Origin of the sequence: Leptothoe sp. ISB3NOV94-8A, assembly GCF_043421595.1 — a bacterium.
GTDB classification, from domain to species: domain Bacteria; phylum Cyanobacteriota; class Cyanobacteriia; order Phormidesmidales; family Phormidesmidaceae; genus Leptothoe; species Leptothoe turfae.
In genome coordinates, this window is sequence record NZ_JAXSQW010000005.1 from 19,077 (window position 1) to 38,177 (window position 19,101).

General features: G+C 48.8%; 19 protein-coding genes. 5 read left to right on the top strand and 14 right to left on the bottom strand.

Features of this window, described 5'->3' with window-relative positions:
• Window positions 1–400: 400 nt before the first annotated feature.
• Window positions 401–2,422, bottom strand: coding sequence for a glycoside hydrolase family 10-like protein (locus SPB21_RS34925; RefSeq protein WP_499869660.1), 2,022 nt, complete (start codon window positions 2,420–2,422; stop codon window positions 401–403).
• A 614-nt stretch (window positions 2,423–3,036) separates the two neighbouring features.
• Here SPB21_RS34925 and rpsO point away from each other — a divergent pair.
• Window positions 3,037–3,306 carry a 30S ribosomal protein S15 gene (gene rpsO, locus SPB21_RS34930; protein ID WP_163668839.1) on the top strand — a complete coding sequence of 90 codons (270 nt, stop codon included), beginning with the start codon at window positions 3,037–3,039 and terminating at the stop codon, window positions 3,304–3,306.
• A 57-nt stretch (window positions 3,307–3,363) separates the two neighbouring features.
• Complete coding sequence (locus SPB21_RS34935; RefSeq protein WP_163668841.1) at window positions 3,364–3,864, top strand: PAM68 family protein; 501 nt, start codon at window positions 3,364–3,366, stop codon at window positions 3,862–3,864.
• Between the two features lie 31 nt (window positions 3,865–3,895).
• On the opposite strand, the gene SPB21_RS34940 is transcribed toward SPB21_RS34935, so the two are convergent.
• From SPB21_RS34940 to SPB21_RS34985, 10 genes are all read right to left on the bottom strand, one after another.
• Window positions 3,896–5,242, bottom strand: a complete 1,347-nt coding sequence (locus tag SPB21_RS34940) for an ATPase, T2SS/T4P/T4SS family (protein WP_499869661.1) — start codon at window positions 5,240–5,242, stop codon at window positions 3,896–3,898.
• A gap of 124 nt (window positions 5,243–5,366) precedes the next feature.
• On the bottom strand, window positions 5,367–6,491 hold the full coding sequence (locus SPB21_RS34945; protein ID WP_163668845.1) for a HetZ-related protein 2: 1,125 nt from the start codon (window positions 6,489–6,491) through the stop codon (window positions 5,367–5,369).
• A 281-nt stretch (window positions 6,492–6,772) separates the two neighbouring features.
• Window positions 6,773–7,780: a UDP-glucose 4-epimerase GalE gene (gene galE, locus SPB21_RS34950; RefSeq protein ID WP_163701742.1), complete on the bottom strand. Its 1,008-nt coding sequence runs from the start codon at window positions 7,778–7,780 to the stop codon at window positions 6,773–6,775.
• A 106-nt stretch (window positions 7,781–7,886) separates the two neighbouring features.
• Window positions 7,887–9,068, bottom strand: coding sequence for a glutamate 5-kinase (gene proB / locus SPB21_RS34955; protein WP_348918249.1), 1,182 nt, complete (start codon window positions 9,066–9,068; stop codon window positions 7,887–7,889).
• Window positions 9,069–9,195: 127 nt separating this feature from the next.
• On the bottom strand, window positions 9,196–9,723 hold the full coding sequence (locus tag SPB21_RS34960; RefSeq protein ID WP_163668850.1) for a YqeG family HAD IIIA-type phosphatase: 528 nt from the start codon (window positions 9,721–9,723) through the stop codon (window positions 9,196–9,198).
• A gap of 44 nt (window positions 9,724–9,767) precedes the next feature.
• Window positions 9,768–10,826 carry an endolytic transglycosylase MltG gene (gene mltG / locus SPB21_RS34965; RefSeq protein WP_499869663.1) on the bottom strand — a complete coding sequence of 353 codons (1,059 nt, stop codon included), beginning with the start codon at window positions 10,824–10,826 and terminating at the stop codon, window positions 9,768–9,770.
• Between the two features lie 62 nt (window positions 10,827–10,888).
• Window positions 10,889–11,473, bottom strand: coding sequence for a DUF3727 domain-containing protein (locus SPB21_RS34970; RefSeq protein ID WP_163668854.1), 585 nt, complete (start codon window positions 11,471–11,473; stop codon window positions 10,889–10,891).
• Window positions 11,474–11,506: 33 nt separating this feature from the next.
• On the bottom strand, window positions 11,507–11,935 hold the full coding sequence (gene ruvX / locus SPB21_RS34975) for a Holliday junction resolvase RuvX (RefSeq protein WP_163668856.1): 429 nt from the start codon (window positions 11,933–11,935) through the stop codon (window positions 11,507–11,509).
• 3 nt (window positions 11,936–11,938) lie between these two features.
• A complete protein-coding gene (locus SPB21_RS34980; protein WP_163668858.1) occupies window positions 11,939–13,111 on the bottom strand; it encodes an N-acetyltransferase in 1,173 nt (390 codons plus the stop codon).
• Window positions 13,112–13,135: 24 nt separating this feature from the next.
• Window positions 13,136–14,299 carry a F420-0:Gamma-glutamyl ligase gene (locus SPB21_RS34985; protein ID WP_490795021.1) on the bottom strand — a complete coding sequence of 388 codons (1,164 nt, stop codon included), beginning with the start codon at window positions 14,297–14,299 and terminating at the stop codon, window positions 13,136–13,138.
• A 194-nt stretch (window positions 14,300–14,493) separates the two neighbouring features.
• Here SPB21_RS34985 and SPB21_RS34990 point away from each other — a divergent pair, with 194 nt between their 5' ends.
• Complete coding sequence (locus SPB21_RS34990) at window positions 14,494–14,997, top strand: YxiG-like protein (RefSeq protein WP_490795020.1); 504 nt, start codon at window positions 14,494–14,496, stop codon at window positions 14,995–14,997.
• Between the two features lie 24 nt (window positions 14,998–15,021).
• On the top strand, window positions 15,022–15,186 hold the full coding sequence (locus tag SPB21_RS34995; protein WP_499869666.1) for an element excision factor XisH family protein: 165 nt from the start codon (window positions 15,022–15,024) through the stop codon (window positions 15,184–15,186).
• Between the two features lie 82 nt (window positions 15,187–15,268).
• On the opposite strand, the gene SPB21_RS35000 is transcribed toward SPB21_RS34995, so the two are convergent.
• Window positions 15,269–15,730 carry a CRR6 family NdhI maturation factor gene (locus SPB21_RS35000; RefSeq protein ID WP_499060397.1) on the bottom strand — a complete coding sequence of 154 codons (462 nt, stop codon included), beginning with the start codon at window positions 15,728–15,730 and terminating at the stop codon, window positions 15,269–15,271.
• A 140-nt stretch (window positions 15,731–15,870) separates the two neighbouring features.
• Here SPB21_RS35000 and wecB point away from each other — a divergent pair, with 140 nt between their 5' ends.
• Window positions 15,871–16,986: a non-hydrolyzing UDP-N-acetylglucosamine 2-epimerase gene (gene wecB / locus SPB21_RS35005; protein ID WP_163701748.1), complete on the top strand. Its 1,116-nt coding sequence runs from the start codon at window positions 15,871–15,873 to the stop codon at window positions 16,984–16,986.
• Between the two features lie 3 nt (window positions 16,987–16,989).
• Here the strand turns inward: wecB and SPB21_RS35010 are convergent, their stop codons facing one another.
• Window positions 16,990–17,214, bottom strand: a complete 225-nt coding sequence (locus SPB21_RS35010) for a DUF7219 family protein (protein ID WP_163671792.1) — start codon at window positions 17,212–17,214, stop codon at window positions 16,990–16,992.
• A gap of 129 nt (window positions 17,215–17,343) precedes the next feature.
• The gene (locus SPB21_RS35015; RefSeq protein ID WP_499869668.1) at window positions 17,344–18,957 is read right to left on the bottom strand and encodes an ArnT family glycosyltransferase; all 1,614 of its coding nucleotides are present in this window, start codon (window positions 18,955–18,957) and stop codon (window positions 17,344–17,346) included.
• Window positions 18,958–19,101 lie beyond the last annotated feature (144 nt).

Genomic DNA, 19,101 nt, shown 5'->3' on the forward strand with positions numbered 1-19,101 from the left:
TTTATCGCGTTTGTAGATGTGATTTGCGATAAAGCTATTTTTGGCATGGATATTCATAATGCTAGCTTGCCTTTTTAAGGATCTACAAGGTTCCTCCCAGACTTATACGGCAGTCAAATAGGTATGAAATAGCCCGTACGACATAAGCAGTAGTTACACATAACGCAGCGCAATCATCATTCAATAAATGACATTGATAATTCGGCTTTAAGTCTCGCTTTTAACACATCAGTAATCCCAAAACATTGGTAAAGACTAGTGCAAGTGAGCTTTTCCGGAGTAGCGTAGCTCGAGATTGCTCAGCTGATGCATATCATTCTCTTGCTCCAAGACTGATAAAGCTGTCAATGACCACTAGCATCACTTCTAGAGACCGCTATGGTCTAGTGGCCTCAACTAGCTATAGGAAGCGTTTTTCACCATAGGCTAACAGATGCTCGATAGTGGCAAGACGGTATTCCCAAGTTTGCAGTCGGTAGCGATTTTGCTGGGACTTTACTGTCAGCTCAGAATCGATCACTTGATTGAGCTGATCGAGGTGCGATCTCACCTCCTCTAATTTCCGATGAGACGGATCCTCTGCTAAATCCGCCAGCTGGTCACCCAACTTATTGACATCATCAACCCACTGCGCCATTCGCTGTTCGCGCATTAATAGCTGACCATTACTCAACAACCATCCCCACTCTCGCTGTAACGACTGATAGCGTTCAGCTGCCGTATTAAATGGTTGTCTTTGCGGTAAGGAATGCGGCATAGACGTATCGCCCTGAGTGTTATTCAGCAGCGTCTGAATCCCTTGTTGAAGATTGTCAGCTGCAAACAGCGCATAGCCACTCACCGGTAGATCCCGTAGTGTTTGGATTTGGTCTAATGCTGCCATTTCAGGCAAATTCAGTAATCGAATACCTGGAATAATCAGCGTCGAGCCATAATTACCGTCTAAAATCCAGGGATGAATCAGCTCTTCAAATCGATTGGTATCCATGGCATAGCTCATCAATACGATCCAATCTACATCTCCACGTTCTGCCCAAGTTTCCCAGTCTTGCTGAATTTTTTGGACACGCTCATGGGTCGGTTTAGCAAACACCGCCGCCGACACAGTGATGCCCGGACGTCGCTGGCGCAGCATCTGAGAAGCCTCAGCCACAAACGAACTCACTTGTTGCACACGAAACTCAGTCCATTGCTGCCAGAGCCTGCGCTGACGTCGCTGCTCATGGGTAGTCAGGGCTGGATTATCACGGGGAGAGAGCGCCGCTGGATCCACCCCAGTCATATCTCGAAATCGTAACCGTGCCGCTGTTCCATATCCATAGGTGCGATTAGCACCAGGATCTTGGAAGGGATAGCGGACATAATCAAACTGCACACCGTCGATATCATAGTTCTCGACCAGCTCCTGCAGTATACGCATCAGATAGCTACGCACTTCCGGATTCGCAGGATCCAGAAACGGCTTGTCCTGGCCCAAAGGCACCATACGGCCCTGGCGGTCATAGCCAGTCCAGCCAGGGTTAGCGTTAATGAGGGGACCTGGGTAACTGGCTGGTAAATTTAACAGCGCATTGTGGCGACGATTCCCAGCTGCGAATAACCAAATCCAGGCATGAACTTCTATGCCTCGCTCTTTGCCCAGTTTTATAGCTGAGGCCAACGGATCCCAATGACGGGTTAGGGGATTCTGCTGAGGAGCAATGCGACTAGGGTAAATAGGATAGCCGGCATTCATGGACTCAAAAAAGACCGTATTGATACCGGCAGCAGCAAGACGGTCAAAAACATCTGCTAACTTTGCTTCCGATCCAGCACGCACAATCGTGCCGCGGTCTAACCACATGGCACGAACTTCCGCGTGGGCCAAAGATTGCTCAACTGGAAACGCATTCCAGAGAGCCTGACGAGACTCAAGCCATCGCTGGCGAGCAGTGCCATAGTCTCTTTGAGCGATCAGATTTTGCCAATCATCCAGAGTTTGCTGTGCCGTTTCCAACGCAGGATGGGACAGGGGAGTCGGCAAACTCGCGCCGCCCAAACTCGCGCTGAGGCTACCGTCAGTGCGCATGGAGGTCAATGCTAACTCTGCTGGTTGACCACTAGCATAGCCATGCAGCAAAGCACCTTCAAAGCGCCCCATCAAGTTATGAAGCTCTTGCTGCATGGCCAGCTCTAAGAACGGGCTAATCACGCCATTGCCAGGCCGCACATCTAAACCAGGAGGTTCAATACTATCGGCTGGATCCATGGCATTTAGGACCAGTTGACCATGCTCCGCCTCTACCAAAGACGACTCTAACTCCACAGCCTCGTTATCGGTCTTTGGTAAAGGCGATGATTGAGCAAATCCTGGGGTCGCCAGAGCAATACCTCCTAGCAAAACGGCCAATGCATAGGACGTAGAAAATAGAGAATGGAACATGAGCAGGCTTATCAGACGAAGCAAGAATACTGACGCAACAAAACAAAGACAATGCCGAACACTGTATGGAACTCAGGTTTCAAAAAAGCTTTAAACCGTTTCTCAAAGAATTAAACCCAAAGAGGTCATTATTATCGGGGATGATTTGGCCGTTTTAAACAGCAAAATCGAGTAACCTCAACTAAAACATTGAGAAAGTAATCTATTTTTTAAAACCGCGACCACAAGGCTAATAAACCCCAGTAGCGGGCAATTTATTGAAGTAGTGACAAAGATACGTTCTTAGGGCAGGACGCATAAAAATGAACCCTATTTCTCCTTACATCTGCTAGAAGATTTCCCAGAAAATAAGGTCTAGTTTTCCTACCTTGTTCTGTAAAGTTTCTGCCTACGATGTAGATATGACCATGCTGCTTTGCTAGAAGATAGCCACGCTTGCATGATATACCGTGCCGTACCTACATAGCGGTATGGAAAAACTTAGGACGGAACAAGTTCTAGAGTTATGGCATCTGACCAGCATTGCTGTAGTACAATACAAAATCCTGCGTTGAATTGTGCATGCTCACAGGTTCAACTTTATTCGTTTCCACAGACTGTAATCGGTAAGCTCTATGGCGCTCCTGCAAGAACAAAAGCAATCAATTATTTCTGACTATCAGGTACATGAAACAGACACTGGCTCTGTAGATGTGCAGGTAGCCATGCTCACTGAAAAGATCAATCGGCTGAGTAAGCATCTGCAGGCTAATAAAAAAGATCATTCCTCTAGACGAGGTCTATTGCGTATGATCGGTCGTCGTAAGCGCTTGCTAGCCTACTTGGTCAAGCAGGATTCTAGTCGGTATCAGGAGTTGATTAAAAAGCTGGGTATCCGCGGCTAAGATACAAGGTGGTGATATTCATCACCTTCAAACACGCAGTCTAGGATCAACTGGTTTATGCCTTCTGAATCTCAGCGTGAGTCGCTGCCCTTTGAGCCTAAGTCAAATAGGCGGCAAAGTGATAAAGCTGCTCCATCTAGCCAAGCATCACAGCCTCAAAAATCAGGCTCAGGCATTAAGAAGTCAGACAAGCAAGCGAGCAAACGAAGTAAGCAGACCCAAAAGGAAGAAATGGGTATCCCAGAAGTGGTCAGTCGTCGTATGATTCGACGAATGGCAGTATTTGCTGGGGTGCCTACCGCTTTAGGTATGTCTTCGTTTGTGATTGCCTATGTTCTGCTGACTCAGCACATTGTTGAATTTCCCAATGTCGTTGTCCTCATCGTTTCCCTGGGCTTTTTTGGGTTGGGAACCATTGGCCTCAGCTATGGTGTGTTGTCTGCATCCTGGCAAGAGGATGAAGCAGGCAGTCTACTGGGAATTGCTGAATTTTCTATCAACTTTCGCCGCTTAATTCAAGGTTGGCGCAAGTCGAAGCAACCCTCGGCTTCTGAATGATAATCTGGCCATAGCGCAGTCATGCTGACATTTAATCCGATGCCTCAAGGATGTCGTGAAGCTGTTGCTCCATTTGTTTGAGCATTGTCATAATCGCTGGTAGCGTTTTTTGTTTTGTGTCGTCTTGAACCTCAAGATTTCGCTGTGCTTGAGCTCGCAGATCGTCGATGCGTTGTTGCAAATCTTGAGCTATGCCTAGCGCATCACGGCCCAAGTTATCCATTTGCTGCTGCTGATAAAACTTCAGAGCTGCTCCCCGTAGTATTTGTAGGGTGGCCTCTTCTCCATGGTCACCGGGCATGACTCGGAAGCGTAGCAAAATTCGCTTCTGGTTATGGATGCGTTCGATTTCGATTTGCTTAGGTTTACGGACGGGAATCAAGGAAAGACTCATCATACGTTTGAGTTCATTGATGATACCTTGGAAAAGTTGAGGGGAAATATCGCTGACAACTGATTGCACAACACCATCTTTACTCCAAAGAATTCGACAGGTGGTGCTTTGACGTTCTAGATAAAGTCGTCCAATCCCTTCTTGAGTAATCAGCCGTTTCAATAAGATCTGGGTAAGTTCTTTGGGATTCAATCGGTTGGGATCAAAGGTTACCTCCGGGCTAGGTTCTGCTGTGGGTTCTTTAACGGCGGTCGCCGACGGCTCATCGGTGGGTGGTGACAAGGGCTCTTCAGCCGCTGGTACTGATGGCTCGTTGGCAGGTTCTGGTGGCTCGAGTACGAGCGACTCGTGCTCAGATAGCGCTGGTTCTGCCGCAGATAATGATTCCTCAGATGGCAATTCTTCTAGGTCAGTTACCGACTCTTCTAACTCAATACTCAAGGGAGCTGGTGGCATATCTGCACTATTTGTTTTATCCTCCTTCCCTGCTCTCACGGGCGGCGGCGAGGCAGACTGCTGAGGCGCTGTCGTTTGCTCAGCAATAACCCCATGGGGGTGTTCAATAATCTCAGTTGGAGCTCCTACCACCAGCGTAGGCTGATCCTGAAATGGACTGGACGTAGCGTTAGCCTTAGATTGTGAGGGTTGAGAAGCCTGGCGGTTTTTGGCTGAGTGGCTCAAAAACTTTGATAGAATTTCCCGATGCCAGTCAGACGATATGGGCCTTGAGACAATGGAGCAATTAATATAAGAGACCTGACGTCTGACATAGTCAGCAGCTTTAGTATCGTCAGGGTTTACCATGCCCAGGTTTAGGCTACTACCCTCAATTGAAAGCGGCAGAACCTGATAATAGAGACAGGCTTCAAAGGGCAAAATTCCTTCGATTAACAGGAACATTTGCTCTAGGTTTGTCTTTACATTAGGCTGATGAATATGGCTTGAGGGCGGTGACAACGCATGGTTTTCAGGGAAAGTTGACATGATGGCTGCCAAAAAGGAAATAACGAAGACAAGGGTACAGGTGTAATCATGTGAATGAGATAACCTGCCCATGAGACACCCACGCCTGTTGCCCAAAGACAACCTTCAAAGAGCCTGGGATTGGCTAGGTTCGTAAATCTTGGGCAGCTAGGTAAAGCTTAGCCCATTCACTCATGACTTGTTTAGGTCTGCACCCTAGCTTTTGTGCGATCGCATCGATATCACTGCCCTGCTTCAGTTCGGCCAGTAGCTGCTGCTGAGAAGGTTCTAACGTTTGCCAATAGGTTTGCCATTGACTAGAGGTTAAACCTAAGTCATGCTCAGACAATGTGGTTTTTAACCATCCCAGCACCAATTCTGGCTGTTCTTTCAGGGTAAAAATACGGATCGCGTGATAACTAATTTTTTCCCGTAGTCGATACACCTGATTGATCGACATTTTTAGCTGCTTAGCAATGTTGTCTTGGGTATACCCCTGCAAATGCAGCTCTAGCCATTGGGTCGCCGTATCTCCCAAGGTTTCTTGCAGATAGTCTGTAAAGCTATCTTTAACTGACTGGCGTGCCCGCTGGGTTGCTTCAAAGTCCTGTTGCTGCTCATAGGTACTCACAGCTTGCACATCAAACAGGCTGATAGTACTTTCAGTATCATCTGTCCCAATTTCCTCTGAAATTAGCTGAATTAGCTGCGCTCCAGGAACTTGGGTCATTCCCCCGCGCTGGGAACGTCTCAGATAGTTAACAAAGCGATAAACAATTAGAGGCTGGTTACGAATTGGCCGCAGACAATACTCCTCAATTGTTGCCATGGTCAGCAAATTACGAAGCTGAGGCCGCTTTGTACACTCACCGATCCACCTCATCTGCTGTTGAAGATGACGATCGCTTTGCAACATCTCCTGAATAATTTCTTGCAGAACGTCCTTAACCTGACGCTGTCGATCACGACTGAGGGCAATCCAGGTACGGATTTTGCTACGGACTAAAAACAAGCCACCCAGCTTCCGCATCAGGGTTTGATAAGCTCGATCAGGGGGTAATCCCCAGTAGGTTTTATAAAAAATACGATAGCGATAATCCATTGCCTGAGTGGCAATGGATAGATCCTTGTGAGAAAGCGCCTCAAATCGATCAGTGTCTTCACCGCAGAGCCACTGGGTAATTGCTATATGGGTATCGTGGCTTTGATCGGGCAAATCGGACTGAATCCGTTGCTGCCATTGATTTACGATTGTAGTTGCCACTGCCATGCGTGCGCCTGCTGCTGATTAGAGAAACCCCAAGCAAAATGCCACGGGAAAGGATTGATGAATGATTTGCTCATTCTAGTGCACTCAATCCCTCGATTTATCCGGATACAATCACTTTTCCCTATTAGTGTATTTTCCTTTAAGGCTGCTACCCGGTAAAGCATCCTGATCAAGTCTAGAACTGTCAGCCCAACTACCGATCAGAATACTTTTTATCAGTACAGCCTGTGTAAATTTATTCCGGAAAGGTTAAAGAGACAACCCAGGTTAGCATTTCATAGTTAACCATGGCGCTTCTGATGCCATTGCCAAGCATGGCCAATAATTATTTCTAGATCAGCGTACTGGGGTACCCAACCCAGGCGTTCACGGGCATGATCACTACTACCAATCAGACTGGGAGGGTCCCCAGGGCGGCGCTCACATTCCACAGCAGGAATCGGATGCCCAGTCACCTGGCGAGCTGCTTCAATCACTTCTCTGACGGTAAACCCACTGCCGTTACCCAAATTAATAAAGGTTGTTTCGCCGCCGTCTATAAGATACTGCACCCCTTTCACATGGGCATTCGCCAGATCAGCAACGTGGATATAATCGCGAATACAGGTACCGTCACGGGTCGGATAGTCGGTGCCATAAATCGAAATATGATCACGTTTACCCAAAGCCGTTTGCAGTACCAACGGGATTAAATGAGTTTCAGGATTATGATCTTCGCCCAGACGACCTTGGGGATCTGCGCCAGCAGCATTGAAATAGCGAAAACATACGGATTGTAAGCCATAGGCCTTTTGGAAATCCTTTAGCATCATCTCCACCATGAGCTTGCTACTGGCATAGGGGCTAATGGGATTTTTCGGATGGTCTTCTGGAATAGGCACCGTCTTAGGAGGACCGTAAATGGCACAGGTGGACGAAAAGACAAATCGTTTCACCCCAGCCGCTTCCATAGCCTGTAGCAGATTTAGGGTGCCATAGACATTGTTGCGATAGTAGTCGGCTGGCGCTGTCACCGATTCACCCACTGCGATATAAGCAGCAAAGTGCATGACAGCCGCAAACTTGTATTGCGTAAATACCTGATCCAGTAATGCTCGATCGGTTGTATTCCCTTTTATTAGCTTGGCATTGAGATGCTGCTCAACTAGCTCTTGGTGACCATATTCAAGGCTATCTAAAATAACAACCTGATAACCAGCCTGCTCTAGGGCAAGCACGGCGTGGGAGCCAATATAACCGGCACCACCGGTTACCAATATCGTTGGAGTTGAGGTGTTTGTGCTACTCATATGAGGAATTCGTAAAGTTAGATAGGTATAACCATGAAAATAGCCAAACGACCTGGAGAGAGAGAGACCCTCCAGCTGCCCCTAGAGTTAATAGATAGAGCCCAATTTAATGGGAATATTCACCTTCTACCATAGGTTTCATATCAGATCCCACAGCATCAGGATTGAGCACTAAGTTATCCCGATGCACAACTGTCTCAGCACCGTCATAGCCCAAGATCATAGAAATTTCACTAGAACGACGTCCGCGAATCTGCTGAAGGTCATGGTGATTATAGTTCACAAGACCACGGGCAATCTCTTGACCGTTGCGATCGCAAAGCACGACCGCATCCTGGGCCTGAAAATCACCTTCAATTTCGACAATTCCGGCAGAAAGCAATGATTTTCCATCTTTACTAATCGCCCGAACTGCCCCAGCGTCTAAATAAAGCAGACCGCTGGGACGTAGTCCATTGGCAATCCAACGTTTGCGAGCATTTGAAGGATTCGGCTTAGGGGCAAACTGAGTTCCCAGGGGAGCACCGGCCAAAATTTTGAGAATGTTTTCCGGGGTCTGACCATTGGTGATGGCCATGCGAATACCGGCACTGGTGGCGATGCGAGCCGCTTCCAATTTAGTAATCATGCCCCCAGTTCCCCACGCAGAGCCACGATCACCGACGTCAATATCTAAATCCCCTAAATGCTGTACCCAGGTAATCGGTTCAGCATCAGGATTGGCCCGTGGGTCAGCAGAATATAGCCGGTCCACATCCGTTAGTAAAAATAACCACTGGGCTCCCACCAAACTCGCCACTAGAGCTGACAGCGTATCATTATCGCCAAATTTCAGTTCGTCCACGGCCACCGTGTCGTTTTCATTCACAATGGGAATGACATTTAAGTTAAACAGCTGGCGAAAGGTGTGATAACTATTCACATAGCGCGCCCGCTGCATTAAATCACTGCGGGTCAGCAACACCTGGGCAATGGGCTGATCTAACACGGTAAATAGGTCGTCATACACTCGCATCAACCGCCCCTGACCCACGGCAGCCACCGCCTGCTTCTGCTCAATGGATTTAGGTCGCTCTGTCAGCCCCAGTCGCGCACACCCTACACCCACAGCTCCAGAAGAAACCAGAATGACTCGATGACCTTGGCGATTTAGTTGACAGAGTGTTTCTACTAAACGAGCAAGCACCGATAGGGCTAGCTGACCATTGGCCGAAGTGAGGCTAGACGTACCAATCTTGACCACAATGGTTTGAGAAGTCTGAGCGTTAGCAGAAGGCGATATAGTCACAGAAATCGATGAAGGTGGGAACTAGTAACAGAGCCTATTGTCATACAAAATTCCAATGCAAGGCCGTCACAATCAACCTCTGACAATCTGGCTGACCTAATATTTTTTTTAGATCTCAAACGAGAAATTAAGTGCGGTCAGCCAGCACCACACCAAGACGCTTAGATAGCCAAATCTCAGCATTACGCAGACATTGTTTTGGGGAATTTGCCGCCATGGGGTCCACCATGGGTTCTACCAAAACCGTAAACAAACCTAGGCGATTGCCCCCTAAGACATCGGTGAATAACCGATCGCCCACCATGGCAATTTCATGGTGAGGCAGTTTCATTAGCTCTGCGGCTTGACGCAGCTTACGTCGGGACGGCTTACCTGCACTCGTATAAAATGGCACTTCCAAGGTTTCCGCAATCCGTCTAATGCGGCTATGGCTCAAATTATTACTGACCAGCACCACTGGCACTAACGTTTGCATCTGTTGCAGCCACTGACGTACCTCTTCTAGAGGCTGACTTTGCTGAAACGGCACCAAGGTTTCATCTACATCAAGAATCAGTCCTTTGAGTTGATGCTGCTGAATCAGCTCAGGAGTAAGGCCCAGGACAGAAGCATCAAGGGCAAGGTCAGGTTGTAGGAGGCGACCCCAAGGCGTCATGGTTAGGTAGGGGCAGGTCTTGTGCCTGCCCTGGTTAATAGTGCTTAAAGATCATCCCCTAACTGGGCATCAACGCGATCGCGAATCTCACCCTGGGCCCGCTCATGTTCTGCTAAAGAACGGCTAAACACATGGGTACCGTCATAGCGAGCAACAAAGTAGAGAAACTCCGTATCCGGCGGATTTAAGGCAGCTTCTAAACTGGCAATGCCAGGGCTGGCGATCGGAGTTGGAGGAAGTCCTAAGTTACGATAGGTATTGTAAGGGTTGGGGGTATTGACTTGGGTCAAGGTTAGTGGTCTTTCTGGTGTTTGAGTCACCCCCAGACCATATTCCACCGTTGGATCAGATCCCAGACTGATACCTTCTCGCAGCCGTCGAGCAAATACTCCGGCAATCGTATCCCGTTCCTCAGGCACCACAGATTCTTTTTCAACGATGCTAGCTAAGTTTACCCACTCATCCAGAGAATAGGGGCTGGTTCCTTGCTGATACACAGGCAGAGCGACCTGTTCAAAGCGCAGCAGCATCACATCAACAATGCTATCAGCATCCATTTGCTCGCTGGGTAGCTGATAGGTATCTGGATAGAGATACCCTTCCAGATGGGGCAACCCCTGAGGCAGCCAGGGAAACTGGGCATAGGGAATTTCTTCAGTAGACCGCAAAAAGTCATCAGCACTGACCAGACCTTGTGCCTCTAAAGCTTGCGCCATCTGAGTACGATTCCAGCCTTCCGGAATTGTAAAGCTGGTTTGTACCACATCACCAGTCCAGATTTGGTCGGCAATCTCCGACATGGATTGGGTGGGAGATAGCGAATAGGTCCCCGCCTGTAGACCTCCTTCGCGATTTTGAAATTCCTGAAGACGATTCCAGACTTTCCAGGCAGTGGTAGAGCGGATTAAGCCAGCTGCTTCTAAGTCTTGGCCAATTTGCTGAGCGGCAGTGCCCGATGGAATCTGCAACTGTATTGACTGTTCATCGTCTCTCGCCAATACAGGGCTATTGGCCCAGCTCCACCATGACCACCCTTGCCAAGCGGCCAAACCTAAGGCAACCGGGAAAATGCCAACATAAAATAGTCGTTTTAAACAACCCATAATTCGTTTAGACAGGCCATGGACCAGGTTCAGAATTGTTTGGTACGTTCAACTGTAGATGCCTAATCTAAGCCCTCAAAAAGCTGATCTTCAATTTGGGGTTGCAACCGCTGAAACTCTTCAGGGGATAGCAACATCACCGTATCAGCATCAGTGCGGTAGGCAAAGAAAAGTAAGGGCTCTAGAGGTGTACAGGTCACATAACGCTGATCGCGATGATAAAACTGCGCCAGCATTTGAAAATTGTCCGTTGCCCCCCCATCATCGACCTCTAATGCGAAACAACTTTCGTCTTCTGCATCAGGGATATTACCTACGGCTGTCAGCGTATAAGCACTACGCTGCAAGGTCAAGTCTAACTCAGCTAAAACTGCACGGGCACTGGGAAAGAGCGGATCAATCTCCTCATCCTCAATATCCGCCAAGGTATCATCGTTATCCTGCCAGCTAAAAATCTCGATCGGGGCAGAAACAGGGAGCAGCAGTAAATACTCTTGGCCAGAATTACTGAGGGTAATGGATTTTTCAACGTAACAAGCGAGGGTATGACCGCCCTCATCAGTGAGGGTCACGATGGGCTGGCCTCCCTGTTGGAAATCAGGAGACGGGTCAGAATTTTGATTGGAGTTGTGATTCAAATTTGCCATGCGTGGTTGTGGATCATTGGGCAGAGGCCCTAACTAAGAAGGGCGATCAGCCCGAGAGCTGTCTAGCCACTGCTGCAAAATAATAGCAGCCGCTCGACGGTCTATTAGGCCCTTATTTTTTTCAATGGGGCGGCGCTCTGCTTGCAGCTGCTGCTCTGCTTCCACTGACGTAAGCCGCTCATCTACATAAGCCACGGGCAAACTCAAAGCCTTAGCTAAACGCTTAGTGAATTTTTGTACCCGCTTAGCCTGGGCTCCCTTTGTCCCATCCAAGGTGTAGGGCAATCCCACCACTAGCAGGGTGGCCTCACGCTGACGAACAAGTTGCCTGAGTTGTTCAGTCACATAGACAAAAGACTTGTTTTCAATGGTGGTTAACCCCGTAGCAATTAGGCCTGTGCGATCGCAACCAGCTACACCAATCCGCCTGCTACCAATATCTAATCCCAAGACAGAAATCATGCGTTAACCCGCTGTCCCACCCGAAGAGTCATCCCTGGCTGGGCGTCTCAAACCAGGATTAGCGGCATCCCAAAAAAAGCGACTTGGAATCGCTTTACCAGAGGGCTGTAACCCCTGCAAAACATCCTGTAAACCCTCAATGGAAACAGCCTTTGACTCACGTACCTTATGCCATACAGAACGGGACATCATCACTGTGTGACCTACTTCTGTGGCCTCAATTTCCCGCAAATAACTTTCGCGCTCAGGCTGATAGTCCAAAGAGGCCAGCTGTAGGGTTTGGTTGGATGCCCCTTGCAACACTTGAGCCATTTGAGCCATGAGCTCTGGATATAGCCAAGTGTAGGCGGGATGGACGGTGAGTTTTGCCCGATTCGGTTGCTCAGTATCCTGGGAGAGACGCAGACTAAAGTAGCCAATGGCCGCCTTACGCTGGGGTTCAAATACGTAGGCTGAAACTGACTCAGACTGACCTAGCCAACGCTGCACTTGGGCTCTCACACCAGCAATGGAGCGCGTCCGAAAGTCCTGAATCTGGTGATCAAACACCTGACGCAACTGAGGTGGCATCGACGCTGTTTCCAGGTGGTAAATCAGCTGGGCATCAGCGTTGCTGACCGGCAATAGATTGGGTAAATCTGGCTCATTTTCCGCCAGACTGGTAATTTGCTCTGCGTCTATGGACCAGTAGGTGACATAGGCCAGGGGCTGGAACCCATTTTGGCGATAGAGGGCTAGCCCGAACTTATCTTGGATACTGGTTTCACTGATCCAGGTGTGGGCCTCAACAATGGTTTCAAAGCAGTGGCGCAGCAGCAAACTGGCCAAGTCTAAGTTCAGGGTTAGTACCTCGTCAGAGGACGCTTTCACCATCACCTGGTCAATCCGCCAGGTGCTGCGTGTAGAGTTAAATGGCGAAACCTGAATCACACCCTGGGTAGTATGTTTACAGCCAGCAGCAAAGGTAATGGTCTTGGGCTGTAGAGGATTTACCAGACGAGATAAACGCTGCCAAGCCTCTTTGCCAAATACATGTCCTGAGTCGAGTACAGGCTGATTTTTGGTAAATGCGCCACAGGTAACCACCTCTGAGCCACCATTGGGCATCAGCTTTTCTGAGTCACGAAAATGTACGGGACGAACCGCAATGGAGTCAGAGGAGTTAACGGGTGTCATAGGACCAAAATATGGACAAAATCCCTAGGATTTGGGATGAATTAAGACTACAGGAGTCTGTTCATCAGCGTTACCAGCCGGATTATCGAGCAGAGCACTCGTTATCAAGTCTACGTCAGTGCCAGGTGTTGCTGCTAATATCTTAACCGCTTTCAAATCATTGACATCGACAATGGCCGCTTTCAGGCCAGTTACGTCATAAATATCTTGAACAATTTTTTCAGGGTTGTCTGGACCCAGCACAATGAACTGGTCATAGGGGGGTAAGGTGCCGGTGACATCATCAATCAAGCGGGCCTGCTCACCTGCAAGTACGTAAAACATGCCAGCACGACCTAAGAACTTCTTTGCGATCGCACCCACCACAAAGGCATACACCACTCGCCATGGTCCCACCAGATCTACCAGGGTTTGCATACCACAGGCCGTCGCCAGACTCGACGTGGGCATAAAGAAATAGCAAATCCGCTTCGCTACCCAGCCCGGTTTGATGTCACTGGGATGCCGCCAACGCCCTTGCATAATCGCCACAGGTGTTTCACCGATGGTGACAATGTCCCCAGGCTTAGCAAAGGGCTCAACATAACGCTTAACCGTATCAATAGGGCTGTCCAGGGGACCCAGCAAATGGGTGGGAATCGGCAACACGTCTGCTTTTGGTGTAGACCGCCAGTTTTGAGGAGCATCGGGGTCAGGGTATTTCAGGGGCACCACCACATTGCCCATTTTGGGAATCCGACCTTCGGGGCCATAGGTGAGATAGTGCACCTTGATCCACAGGGCCTTAAGTTTAGACAAATCAGGCCCCTGGATATCTATTTTAATCTTCAACCCTGTGGATTTAGCGGTTTTGACAATGTAGGCAAACCAATAGTTATCGGGCCTAGCAGGAGCATCTTCGTGATCCGATACCAGCTTTGCTTTGACCGTGATGCCATCCAAGCTGGCTCCTGACAGTAGCTCTGTCTCGATGGAAATCTCCGGCACCATAATTTCTAAGGTGCGCGTCAGATTAATCAGCGAAGGTTCACCCTCAATGACATAGTGCTGAGGCTCTCGCGTAGTAATTGTCCACTTGCCAGATTCCAGCTCTAACTGATTGCCAGGGCGACTCTGATACTGCCGTTCAATCAGTAACCAAACTGCCAAGACTAGCAATATCGCCAGCGTGCCCAAAATGCCTGCCATTAGTGGGTTGCTCCTCTGCCATAACCATGGCTATCTATTATGAGTGGTGCAGCCATAAACCCAACTTAGGATTTACTTTATACATCCGTAAGATTTGTATCGTACTCTCGGGTCTGAAGCAATTGGCTAAATAACTGAATAGCATTCAAAGTACTCATTGGAGCTGAGTCATTAACCTAGCCAATCTTTTTCACATGATGAATCCAGTCAATAAGCTTTTACAGATATTTTCACCAATTGATTTTGCCTTAATTGGCCATGGATGGGCTTCCCACGGACGTGATTACTTATTTCACATTCAAGATTGTTTGGGCAATAATCCAGGTGAATACGAATTGTGCTTTACACATTGTGTTCGTGCTGATTGTGAAACCAGGGTCAACGATCAAGTCTGGTCGCAATCGTGGGGAGACGAATTCATCGATAGCATAAGCTGGAATGCATCGGGTCAGCCTGACGGCTATGTTTGGGGCACAAACTGGTCGAATGCTTATCCAGGCCTGACAATTATTGAGCCATCAACGTTAGCAAAAGAGTGGGCATTACGCATTGGTCAGGAATTTTACGAATGCACTCTTGAAACCGACCGTTTTTTTATTCGCATTATCTATCACGATGCTTTTGCACGAAAGCTGAACGATAATATCGAACAAATCTCAGCTGTAACTGTTCCACTGCCCCAAAATAGCCAATGGTGAGCCATTCTAGGGAAATATCCCCAAATGCCAGCTAAAGACTTCTACCATGACAATGCTAAACAGTCTTTGATCAACGATGGCTGGGCCATTACCCACGACCCATTGGTCATTCGTTTGACCCGCAAACGCCTATACGTTGACCTAGGGTTCGATGCTAACCAGGAGCAAGTCTTGCAGTGGATTCCTTAGCAGCCAAGTATCGACCTATTATCGAAAAACTACTTCAGGAATATATCGATTTCCTGGGCCAGGATGACGCGACTCAACACATCTACTGCAATAGCTCAAATAGGCCATCATCCAGCTCATACCCAAGAGTACGTACCATCAGTTTGAGTTTTTCGATGCCATCAATTTGGTTATCCTTGAGCCATTGGGCAATGGTAAACACTTTGCCCATCACAAAAATCTCTAGAGCTTCTGGGTTATAGCGAATGCCATCTAAGGGGCTGAACTGATGGGGCACTAGCATGGCTGCATACCGGCCCAACTCACCCGACTCAACATCTAGAAATAGGGGTAACCAGGGATATTGACTATCGAGCCGAATAAACCATAGCCGTACTTCAGGAAGCTCAGACAGCTCGCGGGGGTCATTGGCCTCGCGGGGATAATCGATAGCAAAACTCAGTTTAAAGTCGGTTTTCCAGTCAACTTGACTCAAGGTACTTTGGGCCACTGTCAGGTCCAAAGTCTGAAGGTGCGCAGCATCGATAACAATGGATTGGGGCATGGTGGGGGATAAAACAGTGAAGCAGATGAAACAGATTACAGTGTGCCTTGCTGTGGAAGACTTTACTAGGGGGTCAGCCGGGTCTTGACTACGACCTCCGTTTCCAGACCATACTGCACGATATATATGTTTTTATGCCGATGACCACATCTCCTATTCGCGTCTGTATCACCCTGGGAACACGCCCTGAGGCAATTAAACTGGCCCCAGTGATTCAACAGTTTCAGAAAACACCAGATTTTGACACTCAGGTTGTACTCACGGGGCAACATCGGGAGATGGTGGACCAGGTCATGCAGCTATTTGGGCTTCAGGCTGATCGGGATCTGAATATCATGCAGCCTAAGCAAACCCTGTCAGACATTACCTGTCGCAGTTTGCAAGGCTTACAAACACTTTTTAAAGAACTACAGCCTCACATCGTGCTGGTGCAGGGGGATACAACCACTGCTTTTGCCGCCGCTCTCGCTGCGTTCTATCAGAAGATTCCCGTGGGGCATGTGGAGGCCGGACTACGCACTGACAATATTCTTAATCCGTTTCCTGAAGAGGCCAATCGTCGCTTGGTCTCCCAGATCACAACGTTGCATTTTCCACCGACTGACAAATCGGTGGCCAATCTAGCAGCCTCGGGCGTCAGCGGTACTGTTCTTAAGACTGGCAATACCGTTATTGATGCCCTACAGACCGTGGCCTCTAAGGCTCCTGCCTGTGATGTCCCTGGGCTAGATTGGACAGCCCATCGCGTCATTCTAGCCACCGTACATCGTCGAGAGAACTGGGGGGAGCCGCTACAGGATATTGCCAGGGGATTTCTACAAGTATTAGACAAATTCGAGGATACGGCGTTGCTACTGCCGTTGCACCGCAACCCAACGGTAAGAGAGCCCTTAAAGGCGGCCCTCGATCACCACCCTCGCACATTTTTGGTGGAGCCGCTGGACTATGGCCAGCTCGTAGGAGCCATGCAACGGTGTTATCTACTGATGACGGATTCTGGTGGATTACAGGAAGAAGCCCCTGGCCTTGGGAAACCTGTTCTTGTCTTGCGGGAAACAACGGAGCGACCTGAAGCGGCGGAAGCGGGCACAGCCAAACTCGTAGGCACCGACCCAGAGATGATTACTGGCGAAGCAGCAAAGTTACTAAGGGAGCCAGCGGCTTACGATGCCATGGCCCGAGCCATTAACCCATTTGGAGATGGTAAGGCATCAGAACGCATCGTCCAAGCAGTATTGGCTTATTTCAACCGCTAAAAACTAGGAGCCTTCCCCACGTTTCTGGGCTTCATCTAACAAACTCTTTTTAGATGACTTTAATTCTTTCCACAGTCTTTTAATCTGCTGGTAGGCCTCTTCAGACGAGATTTTGCCCCCTGTTTCTAGATTGCAAATCAGTGAAATTCGGGTGGCAAACTCTTGCAAATTAGCATTGAATACCATCCGTTCAGGCGAAAACTCCCCATGGTAAGAAGCACGGGGCATAATAAAGTCTTGCTTTTGTTCGTTAGGTTCATCAACCAACGGAAGGTCCTCTGATTAGGGCAGTTGACAGATGCCTATACATCTAATGATCATACCAATGGCTTCAGATATCGGCGTATATTCTAAAGGTTACTGGATCATTGGTTGCACAAGTACCATGTCGTCGGTACGGCCAATTTCGTGGTACGGGGGCAGTGTATCTAAATGATGGACTTCAGCAAGAACGTAAAGATTATCCTGCCAGCGCTCAAGCAAAGGTTGACCCGATAGGGTAGGGATGTTGCGATCGCAATAAAAATTTAGACTCGGTCGCCCATAGCTAAACGTCGTTACCACCTCAGCTTCAGGCGGAACATGCTGTTTCACCATCGCTGCCACTGGCTTAACTGCATAGGCCTCATTTAGCTCCCACAGCCAAAAATCAGACCCCATCAATAGCAACAGCGTCAGGTATAGGCCTGCCATCAGGGTCAAGCACCACCGTGCCCGTCGTCGCCATAGCTGCAAACCTGTCCAACCCGCACTCATCCCTAAGACAATACCAATGGCGATCAGCGTTGGTTGCTGATCGGCCACGCCCAAGTAAACACCACCACCCAGGGCAACCACACTAATTAAGGCCAAAAGACCAATCGCCCAACGGGGCGATTTTTCCCAGGCATGATGCAAATAGGCACCAATGGCTAGAGCCACAAACGGATATAGCGGCATGATGTACCAGGGTAGCTTGGTACCCATTAGAGAGATAGCCCCCAGATATATCGCAGTGCCCACCAAAACCAGCTGTCCCCAAGGGCGATTACGCTGTCGCCAGGCTAAGCACACACCGCCAGGCCAAAACATCAGCCAGGGAAAGCCATATTTCAGCATTTCTAATAGGTAATACCAGGGCTGCTGCTGGTGATCTTCAATTGCCGAGGTCACTCGTTCAAAGGACTGAGAAACAAAGTGCCCTTGCCAGTAAACATTGCCGTAGCGTAGCAGCTGAGCACCATACCACAGTAAAACTGGCAAACTGCCTAAACCTAGACCTAGCCATAAATAAGGATTACGTAGCAACCAGTGGCTGGCAGATTGTCGCCCCAACCCCACAGTCTGTATAGCAAAAAACTGTATAGCAAAAAACACCAGGGCGATTACGCCCAGCAGAATCACTAAAATCCCCTTGGTTAGTGCAATTAGCCCCAGACAAACACCAACACCCAGGGCATATGCCGGTCGCTTGCGCGCCTTTAACCCCCACAGCAGTAACAGCAAAAATAGCGTCACCGCCACCCCATCTCGCATGGCCAGGCGACCATGACGGACTACGGGTAGAAGCGTCAAGAACACACCAGCTGACAGCAGTGCCGGTCGCCGCTGCTGGAATACTTCTCGTCCCACCCAATACAGCAGCGGTATAGCTAGGGCACTCACCAGAGCTGGCAACAACCGCGATGTCCATTCTGAAACGCCCCCCAGATACCCCGTGGCCATTAACCACTCCACCAGAGGCGGCTTATTCAAATAGGCATCGCCATAGAGTGTGGGATAAATCCAATCACCGCTGACCGCCATACTTCGGGCAACAGCGGCAATGGTGCCCTCATCCCAGTCCCGTAGGGGCAGCATGCCTAATCGCCACCAGTACAGTAAAACAGCCGCTAGGGTAAGCCAAACCCCATCTAGACTTACTATTCGAGATAGGGCACCGACAGCAGTAGAACGGTTTAACTGACGGGATGCGTTTACCTGATCAATCACGACAATTCAACCTATACAGTGGCACAGTAGCCACTGAATCAATCACGACAATTCAACCTATACAGTGGCACAGTAGCCACTGATCAATCACGACAATTCAACCTATACAGTGGCACAATAACTACGCCCTATCATATTCCTCTC

Coding starts and splice junctions, on each gene's coding strand:
- SPB21_RS34925 (WP_499869660.1), bottom strand. CDS start 2,422: ATGTTCCATTCTCTATTTTCTACGTCCTATGCATTGGCCGTTTTGCTA.
- rpsO (WP_163668839.1), top strand. CDS start 3,037: ATGGCGCTCCTGCAAGAACAAAAGCAATCAATTATTTCTGACTATCAG.
- SPB21_RS34935 (WP_163668841.1), top strand. CDS start 3,364: ATGCCTTCTGAATCTCAGCGTGAGTCGCTGCCCTTTGAGCCTAAGTCA.
- SPB21_RS34940 (WP_499869661.1), bottom strand. CDS start 5,242: ATGTCAACTTTCCCTGAAAACCATGCGTTGTCACCGCCCTCAAGCCAT.
- SPB21_RS34945 (WP_163668845.1), bottom strand. CDS start 6,491: ATGGCAGTGGCAACTACAATCGTAAATCAATGGCAGCAACGGATTCAG.
- galE (WP_163701742.1), bottom strand. CDS start 7,780: ATGAGTAGCACAAACACCTCAACTCCAACGATATTGGTAACCGGTGGT.
- SPB21_RS34960 (WP_163668850.1), bottom strand. CDS start 9,723: ATGACGCCTTGGGGTCGCCTCCTACAACCTGACCTTGCCCTTGATGCT.
- mltG (WP_499869663.1), bottom strand. CDS start 10,826: ATGGGTTGTTTAAAACGACTATTTTATGTTGGCATTTTCCCGGTTGCC.
- SPB21_RS34970 (WP_163668854.1), bottom strand. CDS start 11,473: ATGGCAAATTTGAATCACAACTCCAATCAAAATTCTGACCCGTCTCCT.
- ruvX (WP_163668856.1), bottom strand. CDS start 11,935: ATGATTTCTGTCTTGGGATTAGATATTGGTAGCAGGCGGATTGGTGTA.
- SPB21_RS34980 (WP_163668858.1), bottom strand. CDS start 13,111: ATGACACCCGTTAACTCCTCTGACTCCATTGCGGTTCGTCCCGTACAT.
- SPB21_RS34985 (WP_490795021.1), bottom strand. CDS start 14,299: ATGGCAGGCATTTTGGGCACGCTGGCGATATTGCTAGTCTTGGCAGTT.
- SPB21_RS34990 (WP_490795020.1), top strand. CDS start 14,494: ATGATGAATCCAGTCAATAAGCTTTTACAGATATTTTCACCAATTGAT.
- SPB21_RS34995 (WP_499869666.1), top strand. CDS start 15,022: ATGCCAGCTAAAGACTTCTACCATGACAATGCTAAACAGTCTTTGATC.
- SPB21_RS35000 (WP_499060397.1), bottom strand. CDS start 15,730: ATGCCCCAATCCATTGTTATCGATGCTGCGCACCTTCAGACTTTGGAC.
- wecB (WP_163701748.1), top strand. CDS start 15,871: ATGACCACATCTCCTATTCGCGTCTGTATCACCCTGGGAACACGCCCT.
- SPB21_RS35010 (WP_163671792.1), bottom strand. CDS start 17,214: ATGCCCCGTGCTTCTTACCATGGGGAGTTTTCGCCTGAACGGATGGTA.